This window comes from Paenibacillus zeirhizosphaerae (assembly GCF_030705605.1).
In the GTDB taxonomy this organism is placed as follows: domain Bacteria; phylum Bacillota; class Bacilli; order Paenibacillales; family Paenibacillaceae; genus Paenibacillus; species Paenibacillus zeirhizosphaerae.
The window spans coordinates 1-11,855 of sequence record NZ_JAPCKK010000027.1 but is presented as its reverse complement, the minus strand read 5'-3'; the positions used below and the strand labels follow the sequence as shown (position 1 = coordinate 11,855).

Genomic DNA, 11,855 nt, shown 5'->3' with positions numbered 1-11,855 from the left:
GTCCGGTATAAGGCCCCATGGCTAGTATTCCGTCCAATACTTTGTTCCGTCTTCCACCACAGCACTTCGGCCGCCGTCCTCCATTCGCACAAACGCCGACTGGCGTGGCTCCGCCCGTTCCCATCCCTCCAGAATAACTACATGCTGGGTTGAAGAGCGGTCTTCCCAGCGAATATACCCTTCCTTCTCCAAATGCAACAGACCGGCTGATAGATCACGTGGCTGCCGCCCTGTTCTGACCGATAACTCCGCCGCTGTCGGCATCCGCCTATGCTGGGCAAAGAAGTTATACAGAATGCGCAGCAGCTTGCGTTCAAAATCAGGCAGCATACGAATCTCCTCCCTTGCTGTCCGTTCTCAAAAAATAAGAACATTTGTTCTTATTTTAAACGAAATCCAACGCTTTATTCAAGCCTTAAGCGAAAAAAAACACAGCGCCCTGGAGGGAAGCTGTGTTCTTACGTAGTTTTCCCGTCAGCCGTTGTCCTTCTCCTTGCGACCGATGGCAATCATCCACCAGCCAATCAAGCCAATACCGCCCAGCGCAAGCACTGATAAAAAGATAATGTACAGCAAATGGGACATTTGTTCTGTCATCACACTCGCCTCCTTACCCCCTTTATACCCACCGCAAAGCTGTATATAAACGCAGGTTGTGAAAAATATTGTAGCTGTCGTTATTATATTATTCTGTTCCCGCACCTTTTATGTGCAGAAAAAGGGCTACGCCTCTGCAAAGGCACAACCCTTTTCTCTGATTATGAGCTTTTATTCCTGCGCTTAAACCACCACATGACCGCTGCCAGAATAAACAGCACCGCTGTAATTACCCATATCAGCATTACCATAAGCCCCAGACCGATGTTCGCATCCTGCCCCCGATAGCTGAGGGTCTGCAGCAGCAGCAAGGTGCAAAATAATACGATCGGACTAAGAATAATCAGACTGGCAATCCTTTTCCTGCCCGATGCCGCAACCACACAGCCTGCGGCGGCAAGTAATAAAAACCAGTACAGCAAGATTTCCAACATATGATACCTCCTATAGTAAAACCTGTAGCTTTGCATCCGTCAGGTTCAGCCTAATTGTACCAAATCGCTCTGCGGGACACCAACAGCCACTGAGCCGTGTAACCTGATAAAAAAAGCCCGGGCTACTGCGCCGGGCTTGACTCTTCACGCCTTAATTATTGATATAACGCTCAAAGACAGCGCCAAAGTCCTTCCGCTTGTACTGCTTGTGGGATTCCGTCATCCACTCGAAAGCAGACTGCCTGATTCCGTTAAATTGCTCAAGGAGGTTGGCATCCAGCTTATTGGTCTGTCCCAGCACCGAAGATGCGAGCTCCTGGCTCTGCTGCGCCTGAGTTAACTTCACATTATTCTCATGCGTGATTTCGGCGATTTTGAGCAGAGATTTGTAGAGGTCTTTGATTTCGGTAATGAACTTCTTATGTACATCAATCGAAAACGGGTGCTCACCCAGCTTGAATTTGATCTCCACATCCAGATCCACCGTTCCCGCCGTTTCCATGAGCACCTCACGGACCGGATAATACGCATACGGATAACGGGCCAGTACACGCTTCTTACTGAGCGCGGTTGTACCATCCAGATGAATCAAGGCATGATTCGTGAAGCAATACTCGTCCATCTTGGACTTGATCAGAAAATAAATTCGTTCATTATCCTCATGCATGACATAGTCATCGGCGTCCACCTTATCATAGTCTTCCCGGCGGATCACCGAACCGATATCACTGAGTCCCAGCATCTCCGCTGCCGCTCTTTTAAACATGACCTTTCCCCCTCAAAAACATTTGGTTATCATGGTTGAATTTACCACACTATTATAACCCGTCTCTTTTTATTCCGACAACGAAAAATATCGAGAACACGTTTTTTGTCGAAGTCATGTACATTGGGCCAAAACAAGAAGACCGGCGTCATACGACACCGGCCACATCCTCAACGACAATATCCATAACCTTCGTCATGCATAAGACTAATTATAAATCACTGTGCGGTTCCTGCCGTCTTTCTTCGCCTCATATAATGCTTTGTCAGCACACTCGAACAGTTCGCCGATTTCTGTCGAGTGGTGCGGAAAGCCGGCGATCCCTACCGAAATCGTAATGGCCAGCCCGATGGGGGATTCCGTTCTTTCCAGGCTTTCTCTTAGCTGCTCCGCGATGGGATAACATTCCTCCGGCGAGCGGCCGGGAACCAGGATCACGAACTCCTCTCCTCCCCATCTGCAGCACAGATTCTCCGGCTGAACACAGGATTGCATCATCTGGGCGAAAAAGCGCAGCACCTCGTCGCCAGCCTGATGGCCGTAATTATCATTAATCATCTTGAATCTGTCAACATCGATCATGACCAGACCAAAGGATTCCCCTTCCTCCATCCAGTGCTCCATAACAGACCTCATCGATCTGCGGTTTTGCAGCCCTGTCAGCGGGTCTATCGTGGCAGTATGCGCGAGCTGTTGATTCTGTTTGTGCATCTCATTGACCGAGGAAATGACAGCCCGGGCCAACTGGTCAGCTTCCCTGTTCCAATGCTTCCGGTCCGGGATTTCGAGCGAGGCTGCTTCAGCGGAAGCCTTGTTCACCAGGTTCGCCAGATTCACGAACGGCGCAGCAAGCCTGCGCGCCAGAAATACGGTTATCGCCATCACAAGCAGAAACGGTGTAATCATATAGAATATCATTTCCGTGACCTGCCGTTTCTGCTGCTCTGCCACCATACTGACCGGAGACTGCACAACGATCCCCCATTTGTTCTCAGATACGGTAGCATAGCCGGACAAATGGGGAATGTCATAGGTATTGTCAATCAGCTTCTGGCCACTCTGCCCCTGCATCAGCAACCGGACAACCTCGTTCGTGCTGACATCCTTGCCAATTCGAGTCTTATCGGGATGGTACACAACTTTGCCGCCAGAATCCACGACATAATAATAGGTTCCCGTTTTATCTATATTGGGGTCACCAAACATATCGTTGAGCACATTGTGCTCCTGCAGATAAATGGTTCCGCCGATAAACCCTATATAATCGCCCTTTCCGTTGAAGACCGGCTCTGACATCAGAACGATCATACGTCCGCTTGAGCTCATATAAGGGGCAGAAAGCTCCGGCTGCCGAGAAGCAAGCGCCTGCTTGACCGCCTCGGTGACACCCCGCTTTCCTTTAGCGTTCAGAGAAGTTGGAGCAACACTCAATGCGAAGCCCTGCTCATCCACCCAGACGATGGAGTTAAAATAATTGCGGCTATTATGCAGAAACTCCAACTGTCTTTGAACTTCCGCAGCGTCCGATTTATCGTCAATCTGATCCGCAACAACGGCCAGACTTGTCCTCATGATAGAGAACAGCGTATCCACTGTCGTAGCCATTCGGCTGGCAGACGAATAATTCATTTCAAGCGTTCTGGCATGCAGCAGCTTCTGCTCGGATTGATAGGAAGCGGTGACCGCAATGACCATGATCAGAAGAAAAGAGAGAATGACAATGCCGGATAACAATTTGTTCAGCGATATTTGTCCGCGTGGTGTATGAGTACCCAAGTATGCATCAACCTTTGATTATATTTAGTCATGGCACCGAAAAATGTGATGTGAAGGTATCCATTGTATGGAAGGTATCTAAACAGTATAAGACGCACTAACGTTCCTGGACAAGCATCAAAAAGAACCAGAGAATATACAAGTCGTACAATAATCCATATAATACATATTACATGTTTGCGGAAGTATTTAGCCAATACCATTCATATCTGGAGGGAAGCATCACATGACTGGATCTACGAGAAGACAAGGCTGCAGGCTCTTGCTCACTCTTACCCTATTGCTACTCCTGACGGCCTGCGGAAAGTCAGCTTCTAGCGAAACAGACTCCACATCAGCCCCGGCCCCGGAAGCCTCTTCGGAGCCTGTGGAACTGACAATATCCGCAGCGGCGAGCCTCACTGACGCCCTACAGGACATCAAGCAGGCTTATGAAGCCGAGAACGACGGAGTTGCCCTTCAATTTAACTTTGGCGCATCCGGGGCGCTTCAGCAGCAGATTGAACAAGGCGCACCGGCAGATATTTTTCTGTCGGCAGCCACTAAAAATATGCAGGCACTGGTCGACGGGGGCCTGATCGAAGCAAACCAGCAGCACAATCTGCTGAGCAACGAGCTCGTCGTCATTACGACTGCTGACAGTAACATCGTGATTGGGGCAGAGAAGGATTTGTTGCGCACAGAGATTCAACGGATCGCCATTGGCATTCCGGAAAGCGTACCTGCCGGCAGCTACGCCAAGGAAGCGTTAACTGCAGCCTCTATCTGGGATTCCCTGCAGCCGAAAACCGTACAGGCCAAGGATGTACGACAGGTTCTTCAGTATGTGGAGACGGGAAATGCCGATGCCGGATTCGTATACAAGACAGATGCCCTGAGCTCACAAGGGGTAAAAATCGCCCTTACCGTTAACCCGGCAGCCTATTCTCCCATTCAATATCCAGCCGGGATCGTGAAAGCAACACAGCATCCCGAGGAGGCGGAGGCATTTTACCGCTATTTGCAGTCGGACGAGGCCAAGGCCATATTTGAAAAGTACGGATTTTCGATGGCTCAACCATCCGAGTGAGTGACAATAGTGACAACTATTGTCATATATAATTAAAAAGGGTGAAATCATGTCAAAATCAAAACGACTGATGGAATTGATGATGACCGTGAATCGGAAAAGGAAGTTTACGGTCAAGGAATTGGCCAACGAGTTCGCTGTGTCCCCGAGAACGATTCTGAGGGACCTGCAGGAGCTGAGCGAGCTGGGCGTTCCTCTATATTCGGAAGTGGGGCCGCATGGCGGCTATCAGGTATTAAGGGAAAGAATCCTGCCTCCCATCGCTTTTACGGAGCATGAGGCTATCGCCATTTTTTTCGCCATCCATGCCCTGCGGCACTATGTGTCTCTTCCCTTTGAAGCGGAATCCGCTTCTGTGCTGAGCAAGTTCTACAATTATATGTCCGGGGATATCCGGGACCGGATTGATCAAATGAAGAACCGGGTTGATTTTGTGACTCCGGCGCGACAGGCTGATTCTCCCTTCTTGTCCATCCTGCTTGATGCAGCCGTTCAGCAAAAGATCGTGCTCATAGATTACAAAGCAAAAGAAGGAACGTCCTGCCGAAAAATACAACCGTTAGGCATCTATGCCAACAACGGCTTGTGGTATTGCCCCGCCTATTGCTTTCTGCGCGAGGACCTGCGTGTGTTTCGATGTGACCGGATTCAGTCGGCTGTGTATGACTCCTCTGATATGAAGCCCATGGATCTTTGGCATATTCACCTTGGCAACAGAAAGACGTTGGCACGTTTGGAGGAAGAATGTGTCGATCTTTATGTAGAGCTGAGTAAAGAAGGTGTACAGAGATCAGAGACTGAATTGTGCTTGGCTTCCCTGCTGCATATTCAGGAGGATGGGAGCGGGTGGCTGCAGGGGGATTTTCCGAAATCGGATATTCCTTATTTGGCACGGTTATTCATTGGTCTGGGCAATGACGCGACGGTGAAAAATCCGCCGGAGCTGGTGGAGTGCATGAAGCGGATGCTGTCTGAATTGCTGGCTAAATATGATGCTTATTAATGTTCTGAGACGCTCCGAGAACGAAGCATTCCTACAATCGCTGTTGACCCTTCGCGTCAAAGGCGAACGCTTCGCTTTTCCGGAATTGCTTCGTTCTCTCCGCTACTCCGTGCATCATCCTCCTTAAAATAACAACAACCCGTCAAGCAAGTGGCTTGACGGGTTGTCTTTTCCAGCTATATTTTTGTTATGCTTTCTTTCTTCTCAGCAAGAACAGACCTGCAAGCAGGATGATGAATCCAGCCAGCAGATAGCCGTACATATTTGTGGCTGTTGCCGGCAGCTTGCTGCCATTACCGCTACCTTCTTCGGAGCCTCCGTTTGCGGAGTCACCCGAGTTATCCGATGTGCCGGATTGGCCGGAGCCACCCGAACCGCCAGATTCTCCAGGTTGATCAGAGTCTGGGGAATCGGAATCCAAATCAGAACCGGAATCAGAACCTCCCCATCCTGGGGTGCTAGGATTGCCGGATGATCCATCATTCGGATCACCTGGAATGCCCGGATTACTTCCGCTTCCACTACCAATGATGAGGTCTTCAGTAGGTGTGTCCGAGTCATCCAGGTTATCCCCGGTGACTTCAGCGGTGTTGCGGATCGTCTGGCCGCTTTGCCCTGCGAGCAGTTTCGCCCGGAACACCACCGTATGCCAGTCCGTATCGCCAACATCGCCGAATTGTCCGCTCACGGTGCCGTCAACATAAGAGCCTTTATCACTGTCCTGCACATCCGTTACGGCTTGGCCGTCCACTTGCAAGAAACCTGGCACATATTCCAGCCCTGCACGCAGAGCATCCGAGATTTCCAGATTCGTCACGACACTGTCCGGGATGGTGTTGCGGGTACGAATGGTATACTCAATAATATCGCCAACTTCGTAGACGCCGCCATTGAGGTCACTCGCTGCTTTCTCGGACTCCAGCACTGGGGTAGGCGAATCATCGTCATCGTTGTCATTCGATCCGCCGCCTCCGCCGGAACCTCCATCACCCGGATTTTGCGGATCTACTGGTGGTTCTACCGGTGGCTCGGCAGGTGGAGCTACGGGTGGGGCTACCGGTGGTACGACAGGCGGATCCGGCTCAACCACAACCTTCTCGGTTGGCTCGCCAGGTTGATCGATGTTATCACCGGTTACCAGCGCTGTATTTTGAATCATCTGGCCGTCGTATCCGGTTTGAATGACCACCTGAAACTCCAACATATGCCAATTCATATCGTCTACGTTGCCAAATGAACCGTAGACTTGCCCGTAGACCGAATGACCGCCATCGTTATCTTGCGCATCCGTAACAGACATACCATCCACCTTCAGGCTTCCCGGCACGTACTCTAAGCCTGCAGGCAGAGTATCTGTGATCGTCAGATTTTCCAGATAGGTGTCGTTCACGACAGCACGTGTGCGAATCGTATAGGAGAGGGTATCCCCAACTTCATACGTAGCCTTGCCTGCATCCACGTTCGTTACAGATTTCTCCGATTCAATAACCGGATTCCGCGGATAGATCTCCACTTCTTCTCTCGGTCTGGCCGGCGTCTCCACATTGCCGCCATTTACCTCGGCGATATTGATAACTTCCTTCCCGGCTTGTCCCGGCTGTACAACCACTTTAAATTGAACCGTGTGCCAGTTCAAATCCGTAATGTCGCCAAATTGGCCAACAATCCGCCCACTGGCATAATAACCCCTGTCGTCTCCTTCGCTATCGCTAACAGAAACTCCATCCACGGTCAGACTGCCCGACACATATTCCAATTCTGCCGGAAGCGTATCCGAAATCGTGAGATTGGTTACCACGCTTTCCTCAATCGTGTTGCGGGTCTGAATCGTGTACAGCAGCGTATCTCCTACTTCAGCGTGCTCTACGTCCGTATTGCCGGATGCTTTAGCTTGAATCTCGGATGTTTTGCTGGACTCAAGGATCGCTCCGCGCGGATAAATGTCAACGGTCGTGCCAGGCCGATCCGGAAACTCAACATTATCTCCGGCAACCACCGCAGTATTCGGAATAGCCTTGCCCGTTTGACCAGACAGTACTTTCGCCTGGAACGTAACGGTGTGCCAGACGGTATCCATCACATCGCCGAACTCGCCGACAACTCCGCCGCTGGCATAATGACCTCTGTCGTCCCCTTCGCTATCGCTGACGGAAGCCCCGTCTACGGTCAGACTGCCCGGCATATATTCCAGCCCCGCCGGAATCACATCCGAAATCGTGAGATTTTCCACCACACTATCTTCAGTCGTATTGCGGGTCTGAATGGTGTACAGCAGCGTATCGCCCACTTGGGCATGCTGCGCGTCCGTGTTACTGGACGCTTTTTCCAGAATGCTTGCCGTTTTGCTGGACTCCAGCGTAGCTACACGCGGATAAACTTCGACGGTCGTGCCCGGCCGATCCGGTACTTCGACATTATCCCCATCAATTACCGCTGTATTCGGAATATCCTTGCCTGCTTGGCCAGGCAGTACCTTCACCCGGAAGGTAACCGTGTGCCAGGCTGTGTCCGTCACATCGTCAAAACGGCCGACAAGCTGACCGCCGACATAGTGACCGTTGTCGTCTCCTTCGCTATCGCTGACGGAAACCCCATCTACGATCAGACTGCCTGGCACATATTCCAGTGCTGCCGGAAGCGTATCCGAAATCGTGAGATTTTCCACCACACTATCTTCAGTCGTATTGCGGGTCTGAATCGTGTATTCCAGCGTATCGCCCACTTCAGCGTGTTCTGCGTCCGTGTTGCCAGGCGCTTTTGCTTGAAGCGCTGCCGTTTTATTGGACTCCAGAACGGCTGCGCGCGGATAAATTTCGACGGTCGTGCCCGGCTTGTCCGGAGTATTGACATTGTCCCCAACAACAAGCGCCGTGTTCAGAATATCCTTGCCCGCTTGACCAGGCAGCACCTTCACCCGGAAGGCAACCGTGTGCCAGGCTGTGTCCGTCACATCGCCAAAACGGCCGACAATGCCTCTGTCAGCATAATGACCGGCATCGTCCCCTTCGCTATCGGTGACGGAAGCCCCATCCATAATCAGACTGTCCGGGATATACTCCAATCCTGCCGGAACCGTATCCGAGAGAGTGAGGTTAGTCACTACGCTGTCTGCGATGGTGTTCCGTGTCTGAATCGTGTACAGCAGCGTATCGCCCACTTCGGCATGCTCTGTATCCGTGTTGCCAGACGCTTTTTCCTGAATGACCGCCGTTTTACTGGACACCAGATCGGCTGCACGCGGATACACTTTGACGGTCGTGCCCGGTGTATCCGGTACCTCGACGTTATCTCCGCCAACGACTGCCGTGTTCAAAATATCATCGCCCGCTTGGCCGGGCAGCACCTTCGCCCGGAAGGTAACGGCATGCCATGCGGTATCCGTTACCTTGCCAAATTGGCCCGCAAGCTGACCGCCGGTATAATGACCACGGTCATCCCCTTCACTATCGCTGACAGAAACGCCATCCACACTCAGACTGCCTGGCACATATTCCAGGCCTGCCGGAATCGTATCCGAGATCACGAGATTGCTAACTGCACTGTTAGCGACCGTGTTGCGAGTCTGAATCGTGTACAGCAGCGTATCGCCCGCTTCAGCATGCGCCGCGTCTGTGTTGCCGGACGCTTTTTCCTGAATGACTGCCGTTTTACTGGACTCAAGCTCAGGGAAAAGAACCGGTGACGTGGTCTCATTCGTTTCCGTTTGTTCAGTCTTGCCCGATAATAAATTGCCATAGCTGATTTGGGCCTTATTGCTAACTTTCTTTACCGTATAATCCGACAGCACTCTGACTTTGAATTGCACAGTAATTCCATTAGGCAATTGACTCGCATTGGGCAGGTCGCCTAACCTGACGCTGATCTGGCTGCCGTTAAAATTACCAGCATCCGTATCCGCTGCATCCGTCAGGTTTACAGTGGTTGTGCCCCTCATCAAAATCATCGACCTTGGGACATATTCTGTACCTATGGGGATAGCATCGGCGAAGCTCATATTTGCGGCGATGTCTCCGCCTGTATTTTTGATATTGACGGCATACGTTAATTCCGTACCGGCAGTTACATCTCCCGAGGGAGCAACCGTCTTGTCTGTGGTCACACACGGCGCTGTCCCCAGGAAGATATCATCAAGAAAGTTGCCATTTCCCAAACTTTCACTGGCTGTACTAACAGCCTCGAAACCAAATCTTGTTACGGTCTGGCCCGCCGGAACAGTATAACTTCCCGTATGAGTCCCCCATGCCTTGCCATCCGACATTTTTCGTTGTACCACCGTATCATATGGGTTAGCGGTTGCCTTACCAATACGAAGCTGCATGGTGTCAACCCCAGCCCGCCCCATATGGGACAAGCGCCAGTAGATGGTTTGTCCTGGCACGGTCGCAACATCCTGGTACAGCATGCCGCTCTCAAAAGCATTTAATTCTGCCCATCGTATGCCATCGGGTGGTACAGGAAAGTTTCTTGCCGTTGCAGGAAGGTTAGCTGCCCGGTTCCAGACCTCCATGGTTTTCACACCATTGTTGGCATCGTCCGTAGTCTTCCAAGGCGGCATTTCAGCTTCCGTGAAATAGAGCCCCGAGGAATCATACGCGCCGCCTCTTGCAGCTCCTCCCTCAAAACCGCCGTTACGCAGCGCTATCGGAGCCGAGCAAGCGCTATCGGCAGCTTTGGTTACAGGAGTAAGTACCGATGGTGTAACAGGCAATCCGCTAAAGATAAGTAAAAACACGGAAAACGCAACAAAAAGACGCTTAAACAAGCTTGTTCGCTTGACAAAGCGGTTATTTCCCAATTCTCTTTCCCCCATATCGTTATTCTCCAGATGACTGTGTTTTTCTTTTCCACAGGGAGTAATTTTTCCGGTTTTTAAGCATTGCAAAATTATGTATTACCCGTTTACACGCCTGTCGATTCTGGCTGTCGTCTTTCGGGTACAAAGCTGCCTCCCTTCCGATTCATTTTGTTCAAAATACCTAAGATATCCTCACCTCTTCCGTCTGGCATACATTTCAGTTTTCAACCATCCAGCCAAATCAGTATAATCTAGCAGTCAAACTTAGACAATATTTTCACATAGTTGGATACAACATGTATCAATTCCCAGAAAAATGAATGAGTACAACAACTGCCCCTCAAGTATGCTCACTTGAGGGGCAGTTATCTTAACTATGCTCTGTTATGCTTTCTTTCTTCTCAGCAAGAACAGGCCTGCAAGCAGGATGATGAATCCGGCCAACAGATAGCCGTACATATTCGTTGCTGTTTCAGGCAGTTTGCTGCCATTACCGCTACCGTCTCCGGAGCCTCCATTTGCAGAGTCACCTGATGTACCGGATTGGCCAGAGCCACCCGAACCGCCAGCTCCTCCAGATTGACCAGAGTCTGGGGAATCGGAATCAGAGCCTCCCCATCCTGGGGTGTTCGGATTGCCGGATGATCCATCATTCGCATCGCCTGGGATGTTCGGATTGCTTCCGCTTCCACCACCAATGATGATGTCTTCGGATGGTTGATCCGGTTCATCCAGGTTATCCCCGGTGACTTCAGCGGTGTTACGGATCGTCTGACCGGATTGGCCGGACAATACTTCAGCACGGAATACCACCGTATGCCAGTCTGTATCCGTAATGTCGCCGAATTGGCCTACCACTTTTCCGTCGACATAATGCCCTTTGTCGCTGTCTTGTGCATCCGTCACGGTAACACCGTCCACTTTCAGGGAACCTGGCACATACTCCAGCTCTGCACGCAGAGCGTCCGAGATTTCCAGATTCGTTACGACACTGTCCTCTACGGTGTTGTGTGTACGGATTGTGTACTCAATAATATCGCCGACTTCGTAGACGCCGCCATTGAGGTCATTCGCTTCTTTCTCTGACTCCATCTCAGGCACTGCATCGCCGATCGTGATCTCTTCGCTCGGTTTATCTGGGGTGCTTACGTTATCCCCGTCCACTTCACCGACGTTCTTGATCTTGTCACCTCCGGCTCCCTTGATAACCTTCGCTTCGAACACCAGCGTATGCCAATCGGTATCCGTTACGGTGCCAAGGCTACCTGTCACGGTGCCACTGACATATTCGCCTTTGTCGCTATCGTCGTTATCCGTCATGGAGCTGCCGTCCACTTTCAACGTACCTGGTACGTACTCCAGCTCTTCCGGCAGATCGTCGGAAATGACCATGTTCGTTACGCTGCTATTCGAAA

Annotated in this window: 9 protein-coding genes; 2 read left to right on the top strand and 7 right to left on the bottom strand. The window is 51.0% G+C overall.

What is annotated here, in order from left to right:
* Nucleotides 1-21: 21 nt before the first annotated feature.
* From OIN60_RS17480 to OIN60_RS17460, 5 genes are all read right to left on the bottom strand, one after another.
* Nucleotides 22-330: a LexA family transcriptional regulator gene (locus tag OIN60_RS17480; RefSeq protein ID WP_305756154.1), complete on the bottom strand. Its 309-nt coding sequence runs from the start codon at nt 328-330 to the stop codon at nt 22-24.
* A 144-nt stretch (nt 331-474) separates the two neighbouring features.
* Nucleotides 475-597, bottom strand: coding sequence for a hypothetical protein (locus tag OIN60_RS17475; RefSeq protein WP_305756153.1), 123 nt, complete (start codon nt 595-597; stop codon nt 475-477).
* A 161-nt stretch (nt 598-758) separates the two neighbouring features.
* Entirely contained in the window at nt 759-1,031 is a 273-nt protein-coding gene (locus OIN60_RS17470) for a hypothetical protein (RefSeq protein WP_305756152.1), read from the bottom strand.
* A 151-nt stretch (nt 1,032-1,182) separates the two neighbouring features.
* Nucleotides 1,183-1,797 carry a PH domain-containing protein gene (locus OIN60_RS17465; protein ID WP_305756151.1) on the bottom strand — a complete coding sequence of 205 codons (615 nt, stop codon included), beginning with the start codon at nt 1,795-1,797 and terminating at the stop codon, nt 1,183-1,185.
* A 207-nt stretch (nt 1,798-2,004) separates the two neighbouring features.
* Nucleotides 2,005-3,573 carry a sensor domain-containing diguanylate cyclase gene (locus OIN60_RS17460; protein ID WP_305756150.1) on the bottom strand — a complete coding sequence of 523 codons (1,569 nt, stop codon included), beginning with the start codon at nt 3,571-3,573 and terminating at the stop codon, nt 2,005-2,007.
* A 226-nt stretch (nt 3,574-3,799) separates the two neighbouring features.
* Between OIN60_RS17460 and modA the strand changes: the two genes are divergently transcribed.
* Both modA and OIN60_RS17450 read left to right on the top strand, forming a co-directional pair.
* Nucleotides 3,800-4,642 carry a molybdate ABC transporter substrate-binding protein gene (modA, locus tag OIN60_RS17455; protein ID WP_305756149.1) on the top strand — a complete coding sequence of 281 codons (843 nt, stop codon included), beginning with the start codon at nt 3,800-3,802 and terminating at the stop codon, nt 4,640-4,642.
* A gap of 49 nt (nt 4,643-4,691) precedes the next feature.
* The gene (locus tag OIN60_RS17450; RefSeq protein ID WP_305756148.1) at nt 4,692-5,645 is read left to right on the top strand and encodes a helix-turn-helix transcriptional regulator; all 954 of its coding nucleotides are present in this window, start codon (nt 4,692-4,694) and stop codon (nt 5,643-5,645) included.
* A 187-nt stretch (nt 5,646-5,832) separates the two neighbouring features.
* On the opposite strand, the gene OIN60_RS17445 is transcribed toward OIN60_RS17450, so the two are convergent.
* Nucleotides 5,833-10,455, bottom strand: coding sequence for an isopeptide-forming domain-containing fimbrial protein (locus OIN60_RS17445; RefSeq protein WP_305756147.1), 4,623 nt, complete (start codon nt 10,453-10,455; stop codon nt 5,833-5,835).
* Nucleotides 10,456-10,824: 369 nt separating this feature from the next.
* Nucleotides 10,825-11,855 (bottom strand): isopeptide-forming domain-containing fimbrial protein (locus tag OIN60_RS17440; protein WP_305756146.1); only part of this gene is annotated, 1,031 nt, incomplete at its 5' end.